Source organism: Streptomyces regalis, assembly GCF_001509475.1.
GTDB classification, from domain to species: domain Bacteria; phylum Actinomycetota; class Actinomycetes; order Streptomycetales; family Streptomycetaceae; genus Streptomyces; species Streptomyces regalis.
The window spans coordinates 1-18,543 of the sequence record NZ_LLZG01000052.1 but is presented as its reverse complement, the minus strand read 5'-3'; the positions used below and the strand labels follow the sequence as shown (position 1 = coordinate 18,543).

The 18,543-nt window shown below is 70.9% G+C and carries 24 protein-coding genes; 11 read left to right on the top strand and 13 right to left on the bottom strand.

Features of this window, described 5'->3' with window-relative positions; all coding sequences use genetic code 11:
* Positions 1-550 precede the first annotated feature (550 nt).
* Positions 551-1,345, bottom strand: coding sequence for an IS5/IS1182 family transposase (locus ADL12_RS10030; protein WP_062700715.1), 795 nt, complete (start codon positions 1,343-1,345; stop codon positions 551-553).
* Between the two features lie 409 nt (positions 1,346-1,754).
* Here ADL12_RS10030 and ADL12_RS10025 point away from each other — a divergent pair, with 409 nt between their 5' ends.
* Complete coding sequence (locus tag ADL12_RS10025; RefSeq protein ID WP_062700713.1) at positions 1,755-1,982, top strand: hypothetical protein; 228 nt, start codon at positions 1,755-1,757, stop codon at positions 1,980-1,982.
* A gap of 150 nt (positions 1,983-2,132) precedes the next feature.
* On the opposite strand, the gene ADL12_RS10020 is transcribed toward ADL12_RS10025, so the two are convergent.
* The 4 genes from ADL12_RS10020 to ADL12_RS10005 all read right to left on the bottom strand — a co-directional run bounded on the left by ADL12_RS10020 (position 2,133) and on the right by ADL12_RS10005 (position 4,471).
* Complete coding sequence (locus ADL12_RS10020) at positions 2,133-2,909, bottom strand: hypothetical protein (RefSeq protein WP_062700711.1); 777 nt, start codon at positions 2,907-2,909, stop codon at positions 2,133-2,135.
* A gap of 167 nt (positions 2,910-3,076) precedes the next feature.
* The gene (locus ADL12_RS10015; protein WP_062700709.1) at positions 3,077-3,511 is read right to left on the bottom strand and encodes a cytochrome P450; all 435 of its coding nucleotides are present in this window, start codon (positions 3,509-3,511) and stop codon (positions 3,077-3,079) included.
* Positions 3,512-3,777: 266 nt separating this feature from the next.
* Positions 3,778-4,083, bottom strand: a complete 306-nt coding sequence (locus ADL12_RS10010) for a hypothetical protein (protein ID WP_062700707.1) — start codon at positions 4,081-4,083, stop codon at positions 3,778-3,780.
* On the bottom strand, positions 4,055-4,471 hold the full coding sequence (locus ADL12_RS10005) for an ArsR/SmtB family transcription factor (protein ID WP_107119872.1): 417 nt from the start codon (positions 4,469-4,471) through the stop codon (positions 4,055-4,057). Before ADL12_RS10005 ends, ADL12_RS10010 begins: the two co-directional genes overlap by 29 nt.
* Before the next feature lie 137 nt (positions 4,472-4,608).
* Here ADL12_RS10005 and ADL12_RS58835 point away from each other — a divergent pair, with 137 nt between their 5' ends.
* The 4 genes from ADL12_RS58835 (at position 4,609) to merB (ending at position 7,203) form a co-directional block, all read left to right on the top strand.
* Complete coding sequence (locus ADL12_RS58835; protein WP_482261971.1) at positions 4,609-5,040, top strand: FAD-dependent oxidoreductase; 432 nt, start codon at positions 4,609-4,611, stop codon at positions 5,038-5,040.
* Positions 5,013-6,032: an FAD-dependent oxidoreductase gene (locus ADL12_RS10000; RefSeq protein ID WP_482261969.1), complete on the top strand. Its 1,020-nt coding sequence runs from the start codon at positions 5,013-5,015 to the stop codon at positions 6,030-6,032. The genes ADL12_RS58835 and ADL12_RS10000 overlap by 28 nt, the downstream gene beginning before the upstream one ends.
* A gap of 25 nt (positions 6,033-6,057) precedes the next feature.
* On the top strand, positions 6,058-6,492 hold the full coding sequence (locus ADL12_RS09995; RefSeq protein ID WP_244187855.1) for a MerR family transcriptional regulator: 435 nt from the start codon (positions 6,058-6,060) through the stop codon (positions 6,490-6,492).
* Positions 6,493-6,561: 69 nt separating this feature from the next.
* Complete coding sequence (gene merB, locus ADL12_RS09990) at positions 6,562-7,203, top strand: organomercurial lyase MerB (RefSeq protein ID WP_062700704.1); 642 nt, start codon at positions 6,562-6,564, stop codon at positions 7,201-7,203.
* Between the two features lie 84 nt (positions 7,204-7,287).
* Here the strand turns inward: merB and ADL12_RS09985 are convergent, their stop codons facing one another.
* The 3 genes from ADL12_RS09985 to ADL12_RS09975 are packed head-to-tail and all read right to left on the bottom strand — an operon-like array spanning position 7,288 to position 8,580.
* Positions 7,288-8,124, bottom strand: coding sequence for a F510_1955 family glycosylhydrolase (locus tag ADL12_RS09985; protein WP_062700702.1), 837 nt, complete (start codon positions 8,122-8,124; stop codon positions 7,288-7,290).
* 4 nt (positions 8,125-8,128) lie between these two features.
* Positions 8,129-8,359 (bottom strand): hypothetical protein, encoded by a 231-nt coding sequence (locus tag ADL12_RS09980; RefSeq protein ID WP_062700700.1) that lies wholly within the window; start codon positions 8,357-8,359, stop codon positions 8,129-8,131.
* Positions 8,356-8,580 (bottom strand): hypothetical protein, encoded by a 225-nt coding sequence (locus ADL12_RS09975; protein WP_062700721.1) that lies wholly within the window; start codon positions 8,578-8,580, stop codon positions 8,356-8,358. Before ADL12_RS09975 ends, ADL12_RS09980 begins: the two co-directional genes overlap by 4 nt.
* Positions 8,581-8,754: 174 nt before the next feature.
* On the opposite strand from ADL12_RS09975, the gene ADL12_RS09970 reads away from it, so the two are divergent.
* The 4 genes from ADL12_RS09970 to ADL12_RS09955 all read left to right on the top strand — a co-directional run bounded on the left by ADL12_RS09970 (position 8,755) and on the right by ADL12_RS09955 (position 11,365).
* Positions 8,755-9,183 carry a hypothetical protein gene (locus ADL12_RS09970; protein WP_159053133.1) on the top strand — a complete coding sequence of 143 codons (429 nt, stop codon included), beginning with the start codon at positions 8,755-8,757 and terminating at the stop codon, positions 9,181-9,183.
* A 118-nt stretch (positions 9,184-9,301) separates the two neighbouring features.
* Positions 9,302-10,501 (top strand): urease accessory protein UreH domain-containing protein, encoded by a 1,200-nt coding sequence (locus ADL12_RS09965; protein WP_062700696.1) that lies wholly within the window; start codon positions 9,302-9,304, stop codon positions 10,499-10,501.
* On the top strand, positions 10,501-10,770 hold the full coding sequence (locus tag ADL12_RS09960) for a heavy-metal-associated domain-containing protein (RefSeq protein ID WP_079051949.1): 270 nt from the start codon (positions 10,501-10,503) through the stop codon (positions 10,768-10,770). The genes ADL12_RS09965 and ADL12_RS09960 overlap by 1 nt, the downstream gene beginning before the upstream one ends.
* A gap of 238 nt (positions 10,771-11,008) precedes the next feature.
* On the top strand, positions 11,009-11,365 hold the full coding sequence (locus ADL12_RS09955; RefSeq protein ID WP_062700695.1) for a DMT family transporter: 357 nt from the start codon (positions 11,009-11,011) through the stop codon (positions 11,363-11,365).
* Between the two features lie 189 nt (positions 11,366-11,554).
* On the opposite strand, the gene ADL12_RS50045 is transcribed toward ADL12_RS09955, so the two are convergent.
* The 5 genes from ADL12_RS50045 to ADL12_RS09925 all read right to left on the bottom strand — a co-directional run bounded on the left by ADL12_RS50045 (position 11,555) and on the right by ADL12_RS09925 (position 17,368).
* Positions 11,555-13,093: a PDR/VanB family oxidoreductase gene (locus ADL12_RS50045; RefSeq protein WP_079051948.1), complete on the bottom strand. Its 1,539-nt coding sequence runs from the start codon at positions 13,091-13,093 to the stop codon at positions 11,555-11,557.
* The gene (locus ADL12_RS09945; protein WP_159053132.1) at positions 13,048-14,010 is read right to left on the bottom strand and encodes an FAD:protein FMN transferase; all 963 of its coding nucleotides are present in this window, start codon (positions 14,008-14,010) and stop codon (positions 13,048-13,050) included. Before ADL12_RS09945 ends, ADL12_RS50045 begins: the two co-directional genes overlap by 46 nt.
* Positions 14,000-14,362: a hypothetical protein gene (locus tag ADL12_RS53870; protein WP_159053131.1), complete on the bottom strand. Its 363-nt coding sequence runs from the start codon at positions 14,360-14,362 to the stop codon at positions 14,000-14,002. The genes ADL12_RS09945 and ADL12_RS53870 overlap by 11 nt, the downstream gene beginning before the upstream one ends.
* A 2-nt stretch (positions 14,363-14,364) precedes the next feature.
* Positions 14,365-14,892 carry a hypothetical protein gene (locus ADL12_RS53865; protein WP_159053130.1) on the bottom strand — a complete coding sequence of 176 codons (528 nt, stop codon included), beginning with the start codon at positions 14,890-14,892 and terminating at the stop codon, positions 14,365-14,367.
* A gap of 133 nt (positions 14,893-15,025) precedes the next feature.
* On the bottom strand, positions 15,026-17,368 hold the full coding sequence (locus tag ADL12_RS09925; protein WP_425265084.1) for a heavy metal translocating P-type ATPase: 2,343 nt from the start codon (positions 17,366-17,368) through the stop codon (positions 15,026-15,028).
* An 83-nt stretch (positions 17,369-17,451) separates the two neighbouring features.
* Between ADL12_RS09925 and ADL12_RS09920 the strand changes: the two genes are divergently transcribed.
* Entirely contained in the window at positions 17,452-17,859 is a 408-nt protein-coding gene (locus ADL12_RS09920) for a heavy metal-responsive transcriptional regulator (protein ID WP_244187854.1), read from the top strand.
* A 109-nt stretch (positions 17,860-17,968) separates the two neighbouring features.
* A complete protein-coding gene (locus ADL12_RS54915) occupies positions 17,969-18,118 on the top strand; it encodes a hypothetical protein (RefSeq protein ID WP_167364397.1) in 150 nt (49 codons plus the stop codon).
* Positions 18,119-18,543 lie beyond the last annotated feature (425 nt).

Below are 18,543 nucleotides of genomic sequence, written 5' to 3'. Positions count from 1 at the left end.
GCGTCAGCCCGCCCCCTTGCGCGTACCGCATGAGGACGTCGTACCGCAGGGATCACGACCCGTCACCACAGCCCGGACATCGCCAATTCAACCTGAGTAGCGCGCCTGGAACTCTCACATCGGCCAACCGTCATCCAGCGCATGAGGGCTGCGGTGGGGCCTGGCTAACCTCGGTTCGAGTCATAGCCCCACCGAGCCCGGCCGTCCTTGCCCATGAAGCATTTGGCGGGCCGTCCGTCCTCGGCGATGCCGAGAGCTCCGACGGGGGAACAGGCGTATCCGAACTGGACACCCGTCTGGTCGCCAGAGCTACCCCCGCCACTTGTCCCGCTGCTGCCGGAGCTGTCACCTTGGGCGGGCTGTGCGGTGACGGTCACCTTCACCCTGACCGTCTTCGTCGCGGTGACCGTGGGCGCGGGTTTCGCCTTCGCCGTCGCGGTTGCCGTTACGGTGACGGTCGGGCCAGGGCTGGCCGCTGAGGGTTTCGCGTCGTCGGTCGTGGTGCCGTCGCCGCTGGCTCCGGCGCCGATGCCGAGGAAGAACGCGAAGCCTAGAGGTTGTCCCGTATGAAGCGTGAGTTATCCGGTGAGGCCAGGTTGTGGAGCCGGGCGATGCCCAGCATGGCCTGATGAACGCCGTTGCCCTTGAGCCGGCAGTCCCGCAGGATCTTCCAGTTCTTCAACCGCGCCAGGGCGTGTTCCACCCGGGCTCGCGCCCGGCGGTGGACGGCATTCTCCGCTTCCTGGTGTGGGCTGAGGCGTGTCTGACCTCGTCGTTTGCGGTGCGGGATGAGCAGTCCGGTGCCCTGGTACCCGCCGTCGGCGATGGTCGGTGCGCCGCGGCAGGCCCGGTCGACGCCGGACTCCGTGAACGCCCGGCAGTCGTTGCGGCTGCCGGGCAGCGGCAGACCGATCGCCACCACCAGACGGCTGTTGGCATCGATCACGACCTGAAGGTTCGTCGAGTAGCGGTAGTTCTTGCTGGACGCGGCAATGCTGCGGTCGCGTGTGGGCACAAGGGTGCCGTCGACGATGTAGACGGTGTCTTTGCGCGGCCGGCGGGCCGGCGAGATGGCCAGCAAGGGCGCCAGGTGGTCAAGGATGCGGTCGGCCGCAGACTTCGAGACCCCGAACAATGGCGCCACCTGCCGCAACGTCAGGTTCGTGCGCCAGTACGTCGCCACCAGCAACACCCGGTTCTCCAGCGGCAGCCGCCAGGGACGGCCGCGCTGAACATCACCACCGCGACGCCGCACCAGAGCCACCAGCCTGGTGAACTGCGACTCAGTCAGCCCGGAGAACGGCTCAATCCACTTCGGATCATCCGCTGAGATCACCCCACCCATGCCCAGCCAACGCACCAACTGCCCCACCAGTTACGGGACAACCTCTAGCGCGGGCAGAGCGTATCTCTTGCGCGCCCACCTCGGAGTCAGGCGCGGCAGCTGCGGTCTGGGCGGCCACATGTGCGGGTTGTTCATCTCGTTCCCCTGCGGGCGATTCCGGAGGGGATGACGGTACTGCGGGGCAGAGGATGTGTCCGCTTCCTGAGGGAGCGGTGACCTTTCTGTGATGGCCTGGCGGGCTCGCCCGGCTACATGGCAGGCGTCCAGGACGGCGTTCCCCCGTGCTCGGCCGCGTGCCGCCACATGCTCCTCCTCGCGCACGTCATGCTGGGTTTCGCCTCTCCGGCGGCCTCGGGGACTTCGCAGTGGTGTGTCATGCTGTAGCGGCTTTTCGAAGGGGGAGGATGAGATGACTGAGAAGCCTCTGACACATAAGCAAGCACTCGCCGCGGTCATCCAGGCGCTGGGCGGTAGCTGGGACACGAACCGCGCCGTGCTGGCCCTGCGTGTCGCCGGGTACGAGCCCGCGAGCGAGGAGGCCGCAGGGAAGGAAGCCCGTCACAACCTGCGCGAACTCGCCAAGGACGGCCTGATCGTGAGACCTGATCCGGACCAGGCCGTGTACCGGCTGGCCTGACTGCCGAGCCCGCCATCCGCCGCGTGCGTGCCGCCGGTGAGGGCGCCGGGTTCGGACGTGACGGTTGTCGGCGGGGAAGCAGGTGCTGAAGGTCGAGGTGGTGCCGTCGAGTTCACCGGCCCGAAGCCGTGAATAGAGTGTTGGTATCAGCTATGAGGTCAGTTGATGCACCTGGTTGTCGTCTGTCACCTCGTACACGTCGATCCGCAGCAGTCGCCGCACATGCGCCGGGACGCGCTCGGCGGCCCTGACTGATGAGGACGGCACAACCAACGCGTACCGTATATCCAGTTGGTCATTGGTCATGCGGCGCAGGAGCTGCCCGTAGGCGATGTCGGTGTCGATGCCCTTCTCGCTGGTCCGTCCCTTGGCTTCGCAGATCAGGCGTTCGCTCCCTCGTACCGCCTCCAGGTCGGTCCAGCGGTCCGTCGGAGTCACCGGTGTCCAGCCCCGGGCCAGCAGCCAGGTGCGGAAGGCATCGGTGACCCGGTCCTCGTCGCTGTCGCGCGCGAGGATCTTCCTCAGTGCCGCGATGTCCGCCTCGCGGCTGTGACGCAGGCGTCCGCGGCTGTCCGCGTCGAGGTCGGCAGGGCGGACGACCACCAGTCGTAGGCCGTGGGCGGGGATTTCGGTGTCGCGACGGGCGTCGTACAGGGCCCGCTGCTCGCCCCGGTGGACGCCGCTGACCGTGAGCCGCTCCGGCTTGTCGAAGTGCGGCACCGGCTGCTCATGCTGCAACTCCCGGTATTCGACAACAAGTTGGTGCCCCGGCCAGTAGGCGTCCACCGGCAGTTTCGCCCGCCGCCCGTTCGTGCCCGGATCTCCCAGGAGCCAGTCGAAGGTGTGCTGGGTCAGGGCCGTCTCGCCCAGCACCTGGTTGCACAAGTCGACGACATACGCCTCATCGCTTTCGTCCCTCTTCCCCATGACCGGGCATGATGCCACCCTCCACCGACAGCGAGGGGCGAACACCTCCGTCCCAGCGGCGCGCAATGGCTCTGGCACCCGCAGAGCTGCAGAGTGCCCGTGGGTCTGCTGGGGACGCCGTCATCCCTTCCCCTAGACGCTCTGATCGGACACCGGCGGCCACGGCCTCACCTTGCAGGCTGCCCCCTCGTGCCCCATCGCTCACTAGGCGACGGGCAGTGCATCCAAGCCGCCGTCAGGATGTCGGGCCGCAGGCGCAGTTCCTCGACCGGCACGGCGAGGCGCATCTGCGGAAATCGCGAGACGAGTCGGGAGAAGGCGACCTGGAGTTCCATACGGGCCAGGGGCGCCCCAATGCGGTAGCGGGCACCGTGCCCGAAGCTCAGGTGCGGGGGCGTCGTACGGGAGGCGTCGAAACGATCCGGGGCGTGGAAGGCGGCGGGGTCGTGATTGGCGGCGCCGTTGTCCAGCATGACGTGGCCGCGGCCTGGATCCTGACACCTGCGGGAGACCCCACGAGGCACGTACACGTCGACAAAACCCTCGAACTCGATGTCGGCATGGGCGTAGCGCGGTATGCCTCCGCCGTTCTTCCCGGGCATGCGGAAGATCTTGTCGGGACAGCGGCTGGGACGTCGACGGCGCGCTGCGGGCAGGTCTGGGCGGTGCCTGGCTGCGGCGGGCTGCGACCGTCTGCCCGCAGACGGTGTCCCAGCCGACGTACAGCACGCAGGATCTGTGGGAACTCACCGATGCCCTGGTTGTCGGCAGGGCGTGACCTGCCTATCGGGTCCGTGTCAGGCGAGTGCGGCGCTTGGTCGGCGGGTGTCTCTGCGGGCGCGCACGGCAGTGTCGGGCACCGGCGGTGTCAGGGCTTACGGGGCAGATCCGGGTCGTGCTGGTCGGTGCGGGCGGCCGGTGGACGGCAGGCATCGCCGCTGCCGGGGCCACGGTGGCGCAGCCACCAGGCGAGACCGCCGGCCAGCAGCACCGCGGCCGGGACCAGCAGCCAGGGGCTGACCAGGACGCCGCCAAGGCCCGCCAGGGCGCCGCTGGCCAGCAGCACCGGCCCGGCGCAGCAGAGGACGGCCAGCAGCGCGACGCCGACCGTAGCGAGGGTGCCGCGCAGACCGCCGCGGCGGTTATCAGGGGGCGGGGTGGGCGGGCGCGTCATCGCGACTCCCCGTGCCGGGGATGCGGGGGCAGCAGTCCAGGGCGCTGGCGTTGTCTGCGGCCAGCGCGCGGGCGAGGACGACCAGGTCGGCGACCCGGCGATCGCCGACGGAGTAGCGCAGTTTCTTGCCGTCCCGGCGGGCGGTGACATAGCCGCAGTCGACGAGGCAGGACAGGTGCACGGAGACACGCGGCTGGGAGATACCCGCATGCTCCACACACTCGGCCGAGGTGCGCTCACCGCGCAGGATGAATTCCAGCAGCATCAGTCGGGTGGGGTCCGACAGGGCGCGGAAGAACCGGGCCACGGTGTCGGTGTGCGAGCACCCCGCCTGCGCCGCATCTGCTCCAGCCGTAGCGACGGATGCGGGAGCGATGGTCGGTCTCATGGGTGGTGCCCCTCTTTCTACATGCATCTATGCGTCTAGCCGAATAGTATGGCAGCTACTTGTTATTCGGCAAGGCGAATAACAGGGGCTGGGTGTCGGCTGGCGCCCGCCCGCCGTGCATCCAGGGAGGCAGGGCTGTGAGCACAGCGCAGAGCGGTTTCAATCTGGCGGTCATCGGCTCGGGCGGGGCGGCGTTCGCGGCCGCCATCGCCGCGCGCACCAAGGGCGCGAAGGTGGTGATGGTCGAGCGCGGCGCCATCGGCGGCACCTGCGTGAACACCGGGTGTGTGCCCTCCAAGGCGTTGCTGGCCGCGGCCGAGGCCCGGCACGTCGCGCTCGCCCAGCCGTTCCCCGGCATCCGCACGGACGCCGGTCGGGTGGACTTCGCCGCGCTGATCGGCGGCAAGCGGGCGATGGTGGAGGCGATGCGGGCGGACAAGTACGAGGATCTGGCCGCCGAGTACGACTGGCGGATCGTGACCGGCAGCGCCCGCTTCATCCCCGGCCCCGTCTTCAGGTCGCGCTCGCCGACGGAGGGACAATGGCGATCGAGGCCGCCCACTACGTGATCGCGACCGGCTCCGCGCCATGGGCGCCGTCCATCGACGGCCTGGCCGAGGCCGGGTATCTGACCTCGGCCACCGCCATGGAACTGGACCGCCTGCCCGCCTCGCTGATCGTGGTCGGCGGCAACGCCGTCGGCTTGGAGCAGGCTCAGCTCTTCGCCCGCCTCGGGGTGCAGGTCAACGTAGTGGAGGCGCTGGAGAGGCTCGCCCCGTTCGAGGAGCCCGAGGTCTCTGCGGTCATCGAGGACGTCTTCCACAGCGAGGGCATCGCCGTCCACACCGGCGCCACCGTCACCACGGTGCGCCGCGACAAGGGCGGCTACACGCTCACCGCCGCGCATGCGGGCGAGGCCACCGAACTCCGGGCGGAGAAACTACTGGTCGCCACCGGCCGCCGCCCAGTCACCGACGGCCTCGGCCTGGAGGCGGTGGGAGTCAAAACCGGCGAGCGCGGCGAGATCGTCGTGGACGCGCACCTGCGCACCTGCAACGAGCGGATCTGGGCCGCCGGGGACGTCACCGAGCATCCGCAGCTCGTCTACGTGGCCGGCGCGCACGGCACGCTGGTCGCCGACAACGCCCTCGACGGCGCCGGGCGCACCCTGGACTACCACCACCTGCCCCGGGTCACCTTCACCAGCCCGGCCATCGCCGCCGCCGGGCTGACCGACGCCCAGGCCGTCGCGCGGGGCTACGCCTGCGACTGCCGGGTGCTGCCGCTGGAGTACGTGCCGAGGGCGCTGGTCAACCGTGACACCCGCGGCCTGATCAAGCTCGTGGCCGAGGCGGGCACCGGCAGGCTGCTCGGTACCCACGTCATCGCCGAGGGCGCCGGGGACGTGATCGCCACCGCCGTCTACGCCCTCGCCAACGCCATGACGGTGCAGCAGATGGCCGACCTGTGGTGCCCCTACCTGACCATGGCCGAGGGCCTGAAGCTGGTCGCCCAGACCTACACCCGGGACGTGGCCAAGCTGTCCTGCTGCGCGAGCTGACCGCCGGAAGAGTGGAGGCTTCACCATGACCGGACCGCCTACGAGGCCGATGACCGTCGGAGAGCTCTCCCGGCGCACCGGCGTCCCGGTCAAGACCCTGCGCGAGTACACCGACCTCGGGCTCATCTACACCCTCGGCCGCAGCCCGGCGGGCTACCGGCTGTTTGCCGTGGACGCCCTGTGGTGTGTGCGGTGGATCGGCGAACTGCGCGGGCTCGGGCTGACCGTGGCCGAGATCCGCGAGCTGACCACCGCGTATCTGGGACGCGCCGGCCGCGGCTTCGGTCCCGCGCTCGCCGAGCGGCTGCAGGCGGCCCGCGAGCGGCAGCGGGCCCGCATCACCGCTGCCGAGCAGACGCTCGACAGGATCGACGCGTTCGAGAAGGCGCACCAAGCCGACCTTGCGGACGGGAGCGGGGGCTGCTGGGCGGGCGACCCGCGATGCGCCATGAGCACTTGACCCTCCCCCTGGGGGCAGACCCTACGGTCCCAGGCATCGCAGTCACCCGAGTCCTGGAAGGAGTCCGCCATGGACACCGACTCCCGGCAGTTCGCCACCCGCTTCCTCGACGCGGTGAGCAGCGCCCCCGGCCTCAACTTCCCGCTGCTGCGCCTCGTGCAGACCCTGCTCGTCTCCGGCGGGCCGGTTACCCTCGACCAGCTCGCCGCTTGGGCCAACCGCCCCGTCGCCGAGATCCACGAGGCACTGGCCGCCATGCCCGACACCGAGTACGACGCCGAGGGCCGCATCATCGGCTACGGCCTCACCTTCACCCCCACCCCGCACCGCTACGAGACCGGCGGCCACACCTTCTACGCCTGGTGCGCCCTGGACACCCTCGTCTTCCCCGCCATCCTCGGCCACACCGCCCAGGTCACCTCCCCCTGCCGGGCCACCGGCGAGCCGGTGCGCCTGACCGCGACCCCCGACGGGCCCACCGAGGTCGAACCGGCCACCGCCGTCGTCTCCCTCGTCACCCCCGACGCGCCAAGCTCGGTACGTGTCTCCTTCTGCAACCAGGTCCGATTCTTCGCCAGCGCCGACGCCGCCAAGGACTGGCTCGCCGAGCACCCCGACGCGAAGGTCCTGCCGGTTGCGGAAGCCTTCGACGTCGGCCGGCCCATCATCGAGCAGATCCTGGCCGGCGACACCGCATCCGACTGCTGCTGATCACGCCCACCCGGACGGCCGGGTCGGCGACCACGCCACCCGGCCACGTCCCCGCCATACCAGGTACGGGTGCCGTCTTCCGTCTCAGTCGGCGACCGGGAGACGCTTGGTGAAGGTTTTGCCGCCGTCCTTGGTCTCGTAGATGCCGTCCTGGGTGGCGGCAACGATGTGGCTGGGGCTGACAGCGGTGAGTGCCTGCGGTTGTCTGCCGGGGACGTCGCCGACGGGCTTCCAGATGGTGCCGCCGTCGGTGCTGCGGTTGAGCTTGCCGTTGAGGTCGATTCCGTACAGGGCGTCCTTCTTGGGCCAGGAGAGGAAGCCCATCACCGGCTCGGTGCCGGGGCGGAAGGTGCGGCCGCCGTCGGTGCTGGTGGCGATGCCGTCCTGGGTGGTGGCCAGCACGGTGTTCGGGTCGTCGGGGCTGACGGCGATGTCGAGCAGGCGCAGTGACGCACGGTTGTCCCAGGCGGTGCCGTCCTTGCTGACGTGGAGCTTGCCGCTGACGCTGTCGTAGCCGTAGATCGTGTTGTGTGCGGCGTCGAGGGCGTGGAAGTCGGCTTCGCCCTGCAGGGAGCGGGTCTTCCAGGTCGTGCCGGCGTCGCGGCTCTCGATCAGGCCGTGGTGGGGCGGCTCGTCGGCGGAGGCCGGGTGCCCGCTGGCCAGGAAGGTCTTGGGGCCGGCCACCGTGAATCCCATGAAGTCGTCCCGGCTGTCCCCCACGAGCTGCGGTTCGCCCTTGTCGTCGGGGGTGAAGAGGCCGTCGTGGGTGGCGACGTAGAGCCGGCCGTCGGATGGGTCGACGCCGAGTCCGTGGACGTGGCTCACCGCCGTCTGCTCCTGTTCCGGCTCACTGGTACATGCCGCCAGCCCGGCGGCGAGGAGCGCGGCGGCGAGGGCGGGAGCGAGGGCACGCGCGTTCATCGGTTCACCGATCAGGGCGCGAGGTCGGGTCGGGTCGCCGTGCAGCGGCCTGTTCGCGCAGCAGGCGCAGCTCCTCGCGGGTGCGCCTGATCTCTTCGTCGGCGCTCTGCCTGGTGCGTGCGGTCGGGGCCGGGCGGCAGACGCCCTTGCCGCGACGCATGGGGCGGATGCAGCACAGGTACATGGCGGCGACGGCAAGCAGCGTCAGGGCCAACGGGAGCCAGACGTCGGTCATCGCGAGCGGTCCTTGTCGAGGGCGGTCTTCGGGGCGGCCTCGCCGCGCAGGGCCTCGACCTCCTTGCGCAGCCGGGTGAGCTCTTTTTCCTGTTCGGCGGTGGGCGCGGTGTGCGGTGGCTGCGCGTCCGCGGAGCGGCGGGAGCGCATCATGACCCACATCATCAGCGCCATCCCGATGGGGCACACGAGGACGGGGAGTACGTACAGCAGTTGGTTCATCATGGGTCCTTCGATGAGGGGATGAGCGACGCAGTCCGGTTGAGGGAGGTCGCAGACCCCCATACACGTGACATTACGACGCTAGAACCTTCCCCCGGGGGCAAGGTCAAGGCTGGCGCGGCTCGTGCTCACTGTTGCGCCGGGGGCGTCTGGGTGTGCCCTAACATGGCGCGCATGACGCGACGCGTGCCGCTGCCGCTCCGGACATGGTCCGGGGCGCTGCTTGTGTGTGCGCTGCTGCTGTGCCTCGCTGGTCTGGCCCGTCCCGTCATGGCGATGCCGATGGCCATGCCCGGGCCGATGGGGACGATGTCGTCGGCCCCCCGCGCTGACGCCGTGGTTGAGCGGGTGCCCATGGGCGCGGCCGGTCACGCGGTGATGGCGGCCGATTCCGGCGAGCGTGGCCCGCACTGCCCGATGGCCGAGGAGCCGTGCGCGTCACCGAAGGGCACCGTCGCACAGGCCGGCCAGGCGGCTGTGGGGCACGGGGATGTGCCGCAGGTCGTGGCCTGTTCGCCCGCTGCCCTGGTGTCGCAGCCCAACGCGCCGCCGCCGGCGCTTCGGCCTCCTGATCTGCACCGGTTGTGTGTGTCGCGGACGTGATGGCTGCACCCTTGTGAGGCTTCTGGTCTCGCAGGGCGCCGCTGTCTCAGTCCGCTCCGGCACGCCCGCCCGCCACAGGTGCGTGCGTGTCGTCGTTGCAGAACAGGAGTAACGACGCATGCCGTCGTCCGTCGCTTTGCTCATCACCGGTGTCAGTACCGGTCTTCTCGCCGGTGGCGCCTCCTGCGCCGCCGTACAAGGGGGTCTGCTGGCCGGCGCGGTCACCCGCCGCGACCCGGCCCGAGCCGCCGAAACCTCCCCCCAAACCTCCCCTCGCCCCTCCTCGTCCGCCGCGAAGCGGCCGACGCCAGCGGGCCGCACGGCCACGGCCGAGCGGGTCGTCGCGACATTGAAGGGTGAGCCGCTGGCCGGGCATCTGGCGCCGGTGGGGGCGTTCCTGGCCGGGAAGCTGCTGTCGCACACCATCCTGGGTGGTCTGCTGGGGGTATTCGGCGCAGCCCTGCAGCCCAGCCCCCGCGTCCAGGCGGGGATGCTGGTGGCCGCCGGGCTGCTGATGGTGCTGTTCGCGCTGGACCTGTTCGGGGTCAAGGCGGTGGGGCGGCTGATGCCGCGGCCTCCTGCCTCGTTCGGCAGGCTGCTGCGGCGCAGTGCCAAGACCGACTCCATCGCCACGCCCGCCCTGATCGGCTTTGCCACGGTTCTCGTACCTTGCGGGGTGACGCTGTCCGTGGAGCTGCTGGCGATCACGTCCGGGTCGCCGGTCGCCGGGGCGGCGGTCATGTTCGGCTTCGTGCTGGGCACGGCGCCGCTGTTCGCTGCGCTCGGCTACGTTTTCCGCCGTACCAGCAGGGCGCTGTCAGGTCAGCTCGCCTCTCTCACCGGTGTGGTGGTGCTGGCGGTCGCCGCCTGGACGGTGGTCTCCGGGCTGCAGGCCGGAGGGTGGGTGTCCTTGGACTCCGGGGACAAGCGGGCCGCCGCCACCGGACCGTTCATCGTCGAGGGCGGCGACCAGAGCAGTACCGCCCCAGGAGATTCCGGGGGCGAGAAGACGCCACCGGCTGACGCCCCCGTCCGCATGGACTCCTCCGGTCAGCAGATCGTCACCCTGGTCGTGACCGACTTCTACGAGACCACCCAGTTCGCCGCCCGGGCCGACATGCCCACCACGCTTGTCCTGCGCGGCAAGGACTCCGGCGGCTGCGCCCGCGCCTTCACCATCCCCGAACTCGGCGTCCAGGAGATCGTCAAGCGCAACGGCGACACCAAGATCGACCTGGGCACCCGCAAGGCGGGCACGCTCCGCTTCTCCTGCGCCATGGGCATGCAGACCGGCACGATCGACTTCAAGGACATGTGATGGGCATCTTCAGCGGCAAGAACAAGAAGAAGGCAGAGGCCGAGAAGGGCCCGCACGTGGTGCTTCAGATCAAAGGCATGCACTGCGCCAGCTGCGGCCTGCTCATCGATGACGAGCTGGAGGAGATCCCCGGCGTCCGCTCGGCCCACACCGACGTGCGCAGCGGACGCTCCACCATCCGTCTGGAGGACGGTGCCGAAGTGGACACCGACGCACTCGTGGCCGCGGTGCAGCGCGCCGGTGACTACACGGCCCGGCCTGCCGAGTGACACGTCAGCACCATGAAGACGGCGCGGCCTGGCCGGGGCATCCCATCCAGGCCGCGTCGTCGCTGCCGGTCGACGTCAACCGTGTACTCGCTGGGGCTGCTTGCGGCTGGGAACGGCGCGATCAACGCTGAGCGCGGGAACCCGACGACCCAGCCGGTCCGTGCATACTCACAGCAAGGGGATGACCGGTCGGCGAGGCAGTCACCAACCTGTCGGCCCGAAGCGTGGAGGCAGTCACATGGCCACGGCGTGGCTGATGGTCATCGTCGCCGGACTGTTCGAGACCGGCTTCGCCGTGAGCCTCAGCCTGTCCGAGGGCTTCACCCGGCTCTGGCCGACCATCGGGTTCTGCGTCTTCGCACTGGCCAGCTTCGGTCTGTTGACCCTTTCACTGAAGAAGCTGGACGTCGGCCCCTCGTACGCGGTGTGGACGGGCCTCGGTGCGTCGGGCACGGCGATCTACGGCATGGCCTTCCTAGGCGATCTGGTCTCCCCCTTCAAGATCGTCTCAATCTCGTTGGTGATCGTCGGCACCATCGGTCTGCAGCTGTCCGGTTCCGGGACTGAGCCGGGGCCCCGCCCACCGCGAGCCTGACCAGCGGCGTGCCTGACACCGGCCCCGGCATCCCCGGCTGATCCAGGGCCATCCGGTGGCCGGGGCAGCGGCGGACGAGGGCCGCGCCGCGGATCTCGACCTCACGGTGAACTGGTGGTTCTCATCAGGGACTGCTCATCTTCGTGCGCACGGTAGGCACGCCGTACGGGCTGTCGGCCGTGCTGCCGGTCATAGGTCCACGACCAGGCGTGGGCTGCGCGAACGGGACACACACGGGTAGATGACGTCGCGTCGGCCGCGTTCGGCCGGAGTCAGAACGGTGTCGTGGTGGTCGGGGACGCCGTCCAGGACGCGTAGTTCGCAGCTGCCGCAGAAGCCCGCCTCGCAGGAGGAGGGGGCGTCGGGGACGGCCTCGCGGATCACCTCCAGCAGCGTGCGGTCGGCGGGGACCGGGAGGATCCGCCCGGTGCGCCGCAGCTCGACCGTGAACTCCTGTGCAGCAGCGCGGACTTCCGGCGACGAGGGACTTCGGGGGATGCCGAAGCGTTCCGTGTGCAGGTGCCGGTCCCGGTAGTCCGCCGCTACGAGCTGCTCCACGGTGGCCAGTAGCGATTCGGGGCCGCAGCAGTAGACGGCCGCGCCGCGCGGGGTGTTGGCCAGTGCGGCCGTGACGTCGGGCAGGCCATCGGTGTCCTCGGGGACCAGCCGGACACGGCTGCCGCCGATGGTGAGGAGTTCGTCGGCGAAGGCCATCGACGCGCGGGTCCGGCCGCCGTAGACCAGACGCCACTCGCGCCCGGCCGCCTGGACGGCGCGGACCATGGGCAGGATCGGTGTGATGCCGATGCCTCCGGCGATGAACAGGTAGTGGTCGGCCAGGACCAGCGGGAACCCGTTGCGGGGACGGCTCACCGCCAGCCACCTGCCCACGCGCAGCCCGTGCAGCTCTGCCGAGCCGCCGCGTCCGTCGGGCACGTGCAGTACGCCGATCTGGTAGGTGTCCGGCTGCGCCGGGTCGCCGCACAGGGAGTACTGGCGGACTCGTCCGGAGGGCAGGGTGAGGTCGATGTGGGCGCCGGGCTCCCATGCGGGCAGCCGTTCGCCGTCTGCGCAGACGAGGGTGACGGCTACGGCGCCCTCGGCGACCCGGCGCACCTCGTCCACGACCACCGGCCGGGAGGCGGACGGCGGGCGTCGTACCGGCGGCTCGACGGTCGCTTGCGGTGCCGCCGTACTCATACCGTCCGGGCGCCTTGCGACCAGAAGCCGGTAGACGGCCAGGAAGACGACGGCCGCGGCCAGGACGAGCCCGGTCCAGCGCACCGCCCCCTCGTCCGTACCCGCCGTGAGGGCGTGCGCCGTGGTGAGGGCGAACACGGCGAAGGCGCTTGAGTGGACGTAGCGCCACCACCGGTGCGGGATACGGGGTTTGAGCAGGGATGTCGTCTGGATCGCGGCCAGCAGGTACAGAGCGATCACACCCCAGGCCACGGCCACCGGCCGGTAGCCGGACGTGAACGGGATCAGCAACTGCAGCAGGCCGAAGTCCACCCATTCATCGGCCAGCAGCGCCAGCAGGTGCAGCCCGAGGAAGGACAGGGACAGGCCGGACAGGAAGCGGTGCAGGTCCAGCAGCCGGGCCGGGATCGTCCGCGGGCCGAGCACCCGGGTGGACAGCAGCAGCCCCCAGACGACGGTGGCCGACAGCAGCCACCAGGACATCAGCCCGCCGGTGCGGGCGAGGTGCCACCACAGCTGGGGATCCAACGTTCATACCTTTCCCAGGGCCCGACGCGCAGCGCCGTGCCGTCCTCGGTCACGAGCAGGCCGGCCACCCCGTGAGCCTCCAGCAGGACGGCCCCGGCGGCCGGGCCGGCGATCAGGGCGGCCTTGGCCAGTACCTCCGCCCAGTGCGTTTCGGCGGCGACCACCGTGACCGTGGCCACGGGAGTGTCCGCAGGGGTGCCGTCGGCCGGGTCGATGAGGTGGTGCACCTCCTCGCTCCCGCGTCGCCAGCGGCGGCGCAGCCGGGTGGAGGTGGCCACCGCGCCCTCGGCGAGGGCCAGCCAGGCCAGGTCGGTGCCCGGGCGGGCCTCGTCCTCCACCGCGATCACCCAGGCATCGGCACCGGGCGGCGACCCGGCAGCGCGGACGTCGCCGCCGAGGTTCACACAGGCGCCCTGTGCCCCTGCGGCCAGCAGTTCCTCGGTGAGCAGGTCGGCCGCGTACCCCTTGCCGATCCCGCCCAGATCCAGCCGCACCCCGACAGGAAGGCGCACCCGGTCGTCCTCGATCTCGATGCCCGCGCACCCCGGAGCGCGGGCGGGCGCGGCGAAGGACGACGGTTCGGGTGCCGGCGATGCGAAGCTGCGCGTGTATCCGGCCGCCTCCAAGGCGGGCAGCACGGTCGGGTCGAACAGGCCGCCGGTCACCTCCCAGGCCCGCACGGCACGGCGTACGACCGCGACCGTGGGCGGGGACAGGGTGACCCACTGGCCCAGGGAGGCGTTGAGCCGGCACAGTTCGCTGTCCGGGCGGAAGCGGGACCACAGTGCCTCCAGCTCCGCCAGCCGGGTGCGGGCCAAGGCCAGCAGCTTGGGACCGGCTCCCGTCACCAGCAGATGGCCGGTGCTGCCCATGACCGGAAACCGCGCCTCGACCGCCCCGGCGCCCTCAGCTGCCACTGCTGCGGGTCACCGGCGCGGACGGCATGGCCTGCGCTCCGGCCGGGGGCGACGCCGGTGCCGCCGCGGCGGGTGGGGAGGGGGAGGTGCTCTTCGCGCCGCAGCCGCTGCCGCTGCTCCGGGTGACCGGGGTGGAGGGGGTCGCCTGCGGGCTGGCCGGGGTGGCCGCAGCGGGGGATGACGGTGCAGGGGATGCGGCCGCGGCGGGTGCCGCTGCGGGCGCGGAGGGCTGAGCGGTGGCGATGAGTCCCGCGGTGAGCAGGGTGGCACCAGCCAGGCCGGCCGCAGTGACGCCCACCCGGATCGCGAGGCGACGGTCCTGCTCGTCCTCGGTGTCCTTCGGGTCGGCCACCGTCACATCCCGTCCATGCCCATGCCGCCCATGTCACCCATGCCCATGCCGCCCATGCCTCCGCCGCTCCCCATGCCGTTCATGCCGCCCATGTTGTTCTGCTGCGTCCCGCCGTCGGGGGAGGGCGAGGGGGTTCCGGTGGCGCTCGGGGAGGGGGAGCTCATCTGCTCGTGCATCGACTTCGCCCCCATTTCCATCCCCTGCTCCATCCCCTGCTCCATTCCCATCTCCATGCCCATGCGCATGCCTTCGAGCGCCATCCGCATGTCGTCCGCGCCCATGCCGCCGGAGCCGCTCGTCCCGTCCATGCCACCCGAGCCGTTGTCCGCCCCGCCGTTGCCGGGAGCCGGGCTGGGGCTACCGGTTAGCGAAGGCGTGGGGGAGGCCGCCGGGGCGCTGGGACTGGCGGACGGGGTCGGCGTGGACGGGCCGCCACCGGCCGCTGCCGCGGTGGCGACGGCGATGGAGACGCCGAGCGTGACCACCCCCGCGGCGATCGCGAGGGCGGTGCGGTGCTTGATGGTTGCCATCGGGTGGATCCTTCTTTCTCTCGGGGCTGAGCAAACAGTGGCTCAGGCCGCCTAAATGCCTTAGTTGTTCAGGTGACAAGAGAGGGGGAGGACCCCGCTCTGCCGCCTCGACGCCATGGAGCTGACGAACGCTTCAGGAGCCGTGAGTGGCCGGCTGGAACCGGCGCAGCCGCAGGCTGTTGCTGACGACGAACACCGAGGAAGAGGCCATCGCCGCCCCGGCTATGAGGGGGTTGAGCAGACCGAACGCGGCCAGCGGCAGGGCGGCGACGTTGTAGGCGAAGGCCCAGAACAGGTTGCCCTTGATGGTGGCCAGCGTCCTGCGGGCGAGGCGGATGGCGTCGGCGGCGCCGCGCAGGTCGCCCTTGACCAGGGTGAGGTCGGCGGCGGCGATGGCTGCGTCGGTGCCGGTGCCCATGGCCAGGCCCAGGTCGGCCTGGGCGAGCGCGGCGGCGTCGTTGACGCCGTCGCCGACCATCGCTACCACCTTGCCCTGCGCCTGCAGCCGCTTGACCTCGGCGACCTTGTCCTCCGGATGCACCTCGGCGATCACGCTGTCGATGCCGACCTCGGCCGCGACATGCTCGGCTGCCGCCCTGTTGTCGCCGGTGAGCAGGACCGGGGTCAGGCCCAGCGCCTTGAACCGGTCGACCGCCTCGGCGCTGGTCGCCTTCACGGTGTCGGCGACCACCAGCGCGGCCCGCACCTCGTCGTCCCAGGCGGCGAAGACCACCGTGCGGCCGGCGCGTTCGGCCGTCCGCTGGGCCCGCGCCAGCCCCGCCGGGACCTGAAGCCCGTAGTCGTCGGCGAGCCAGCTCGCCCGCCCGGCCAGCACCTGTCGGCCCTCGACGGTGCCGGATACACCGCGCCCGGCGTGGTTGGCGAAGCCGGTCACGGGGGCAAGAGCGCCGGTCTCCTCCTCGGCGGCGTCCGCGATGGCCTTGGCGATCGGGTGCTCGCTGGCGTGCTCCACCGCACCCGCCAGCCGCAGCACCTCGTCCCGGTCCGCGCCGTCGGCGGGAACGACCTCGGTCAGCCGCATCCGGCCCTCGGTGACGGTGCCGGTCTTGTCCAGCACGATGGTGTCGATGCGCCGGGTGGACTCCAGCACCTCCGGACCCCGGATCAGCAGCCCGAGCTGAGCGCCCCGCCCGGTGCCCACCATCAGCGCGGTCGGGGTCGCCAGCCCCAGCGCGCACGGGCAGGCGATGATCAGCACCGCCACCGCCGCGGTCAACGCCATCGACGCGTCGTAGTCCAGGATCAGCCAGGCGGCCAGCGTCTCGATGGCCAGCAGGATCACGGTGGGCACGAAGATCGCCGAGATCTGGTCGGCCAGCCGCTGCACCGCGGCCTTGCCGGTCTGCGCTTCCTCCACCAGCTTGGCGATCTGCGCCAGCTTGGTGTCCGCGCCCACCCGCGTGGCTCGTACGACGAGCCGGCCCCCGGCGTTCACGGTCGCCCCGGTCACGGCGTCGCCCGGGCCGACTTCCACCGGCAGCGACTCGCCGGTAAGCAGCGACTCGTCCACCGCGGAGGAGCCCTCGGCCACCACACCGTCGGTGGCGATCTTCTCCCCGGGCCGGACCACGAACTCGTCCCCGACCACCAACTCCTCGACCGGCACGCGGACCTCGCGCCCACCGCGCAACACGGTGACATCCTTGGCACCCAGGTCCATCAGCGCCCGGATCGCCTCCCCGGCCCGGCGCCGGGCCCGCGCCTCGAAATAGCGGCCGGCCAGGATGAACGCGGTCAGCGCCGCGGCCACCTCCAGGTAGATCTCCGCCGCCCCGGCGTGCTCGTCCGAGCGAGGCAGGAGCGTGAACTCCATGCTCATCCCAGGCTCGCCCGCCCCGCCGAGGAACAGCGCGTACACACTCCACAGCCACGCGGCCAGTACGCCCAGGGAGACCAGCGTGTCCATGGTCGCCGCCCGGTGCCGCAGATTCAGCACCGCCGCCCGGTGGAACGGCCACGCCCCCCACAACGCCACCGGAGAGGCCAGCGCGAACGCCAGCCACTGCCAGAACCGGAACTGCAGCGCGGGCACCATCGACAGCACCACCACCGGCACCGTCAGCACCACCGACGCCAGCAGCCGATCCCGCAGCTCCCGCACATGACGCTCCTCCGCCCCAACCGGCCCCTCACCGCCGGCGGCGCCTCTTGTCTCGGCGGAGGCGGACGGGGCGGGAACGGCGGCCCCGTACCCCATGTCCTTCACCACGCCGATCAGGTCCTGCGCCGTCACGTCCTCGGTGTGGGCGACGCGGGCAGCGGCCGTGGCGAAGTTCACCGACGCACTGACACCGGGCAGCTTGTTCAGCTTCCGCTCGATCCGCGCCGCACAGGAGGCGCAGGTCATGCCGGTGATCGACAGGTCGACGGTGCGGCTCGGCCCAGGCTCGCCGGACACGCCGGTGGGCGGCATGGCGGTGGCCGGCCGGGCACCGTCGGCTTGCTGTGTCGTCATGGTCCGGGACGGTAGAACCTTGCCCCAAGGGCAAGGTCAAGCGCACACTATCGGTACGCCCGAAATGCGAGGAAACCATGCCCATGCTGACCGTCGGTCGCGTCGCCAAGCAGACCGGACTGAGCCCCAAGGCCGTGCGCCTGTACGAGGCGCACGGCCTCATCGACCCGCCCGAACGCACCCCGGCCGGATACCGCACCTACACCGACAAGGCCCTGCCCGAGCTGCACTTCATCCGCCAGGCCCAGACCCTTGGCCTGAGCCTGAAGGAGATCAAGCGCATCCTGGACCTCCAGCGCCAGGGGCAGCAGCCGTGCGAGCTGGTCACCAGCCTCCTGGACCAGCACCTGGACGAGATCGACCGGCGCATCGCCGACCTGCAGGGCCTCCGCCAAACCCTGCAGGCCGCCCGGGACCGGGCGGACCAGGCCGCCGGGCGCGGCGAACCCGGCGTGATCTGCCACATCATCGAATCCACCCAGGACGGCTGACCGCGGCGCCCGGCGGCCCTTGGCCCCATCCTGCTTGACCTTGCCCCAGGGGCAGGGTCCTGGCGTCGCGAGAAAGAGCAGCGACGGGACGGGCGAGGAGATGACCACGATGCCCTTCACCGAAGGCGAGCTCTACCGCTGCCCAGACCCTGCATGCGGATGTGAACTCACAGTGACCAAGGGGGCGCCGCCCACCTGCCAGGGCGAGCAGAACCCGACCTGCTGCTGCGGCAGGACCATGGCCAAGAAGGCCGAGTAGGTAGCGGAACACACCCGGTGGTGTCCGGCTTCGGCCGCGGCGCCTTCCTTGAGCGTTACGTTGAACACAGGGCGCCCAAAGCAGCCGGTTCCAACCGCGGGAGCTGAGCGTCGTTGCCGTTTCAGCTTGCCTCAGCCATCCGGCCCTTCCCTCTGCAGGTGACAATACATCTGTCCCGCACGGGGTCGCCGGCGTGCGAGCCGGTCCACCGCTTCACGCCCTGCAGGCCGTCATACTGGCATGAACCACCGCGGCGAGCGCCGCACCCATTAATCGAACTGACATTCCAGCCGGTGCTGATGCATGCTGGCTTCATGGACGGGCGACGCCCTCTCGCGGTTGTGCTGCCGCCCGCGCCGGATGGCGGGCGGCGGGTGACGATCCACGGCGAGCGCATGGGCACCGCGTACAGCCTCTTCGACGTG

Bases quoted from the DNA above. Each gene is read 5' to 3' on its own strand.
- ADL12_RS09955 (WP_062700695.1), top strand. From the start codon at position 11,009: ATGGCCACGGCGTGGCTGATGGTCATCGTCGCCGGACTGTTCGAGACC.
- ADL12_RS09925 (WP_425265084.1), bottom strand. From the start codon at position 17,368: ATGACGACACAGCAAGCCGACGGTGCCCGGCCGGCCACCGCCATGCCG.
- ADL12_RS10020 (WP_062700711.1), bottom strand. From the start codon at position 2,909: ATGGGGAAGAGGGACGAAAGCGATGAGGCGTATGTCGTCGACTTGTGC.
- ADL12_RS09975 (WP_062700721.1), bottom strand. From the start codon at position 8,580: ATGAACCAACTGCTGTACGTACTCCCCGTCCTCGTGTGCCCCATCGGG.
- ADL12_RS09995 (WP_244187855.1), top strand. From the start codon at position 6,058: ATGACCGGACCGCCTACGAGGCCGATGACCGTCGGAGAGCTCTCCCGG.
- ADL12_RS09980 (WP_062700700.1), bottom strand. From the start codon at position 8,359: ATGACCGACGTCTGGCTCCCGTTGGCCCTGACGCTGCTTGCCGTCGCC.
- ADL12_RS54915 (WP_167364397.1), top strand. From the start codon at position 17,969: ATGCCCTTCACCGAAGGCGAGCTCTACCGCTGCCCAGACCCTGCATGC.
- ADL12_RS09970 (WP_159053133.1), top strand. From the start codon at position 8,755: ATGACGCGACGCGTGCCGCTGCCGCTCCGGACATGGTCCGGGGCGCTG.
- ADL12_RS53865 (WP_159053130.1), bottom strand. From the start codon at position 14,892: ATGGCAACCATCAAGCACCGCACCGCCCTCGCGATCGCCGCGGGGGTG.
- ADL12_RS09965 (WP_062700696.1), top strand. From the start codon at position 9,302: ATGCCGTCGTCCGTCGCTTTGCTCATCACCGGTGTCAGTACCGGTCTT.
- ADL12_RS09920 (WP_244187854.1), top strand. From the start codon at position 17,452: ATGCTGACCGTCGGTCGCGTCGCCAAGCAGACCGGACTGAGCCCCAAG.
- merB (WP_062700704.1), top strand. From the start codon at position 6,562: ATGGACACCGACTCCCGGCAGTTCGCCACCCGCTTCCTCGACGCGGTG.
- ADL12_RS10030 (WP_062700715.1), bottom strand. From the start codon at position 1,345: ATGGGTGGGGTGATCTCAGCGGATGATCCGAAGTGGATTGAGCCGTTC.
- ADL12_RS09960 (WP_079051949.1), top strand. From the start codon at position 10,501: ATGGGCATCTTCAGCGGCAAGAACAAGAAGAAGGCAGAGGCCGAGAAG.
- ADL12_RS10005 (WP_107119872.1), bottom strand. From the start codon at position 4,471: ATGAGACCGACCATCGCTCCCGCATCCGTCGCTACGGCTGGAGCAGAT.
- ADL12_RS10000 (WP_482261969.1), top strand. From the start codon at position 5,013: ATGGCGATCGAGGCCGCCCACTACGTGATCGCGACCGGCTCCGCGCCA.
- ADL12_RS09985 (WP_062700702.1), bottom strand. From the start codon at position 8,124: ATGAACGCGCGTGCCCTCGCTCCCGCCCTCGCCGCCGCGCTCCTCGCC.
- ADL12_RS10010 (WP_062700707.1), bottom strand. From the start codon at position 4,083: ATGACGCGCCCGCCCACCCCGCCCCCTGATAACCGCCGCGGCGGTCTG.
- ADL12_RS10015 (WP_062700709.1), bottom strand. From the start codon at position 3,511: ATGCCCGGGAAGAACGGCGGAGGCATACCGCGCTACGCCCATGCCGAC.
- ADL12_RS10025 (WP_062700713.1), top strand. From the start codon at position 1,755: ATGACTGAGAAGCCTCTGACACATAAGCAAGCACTCGCCGCGGTCATC.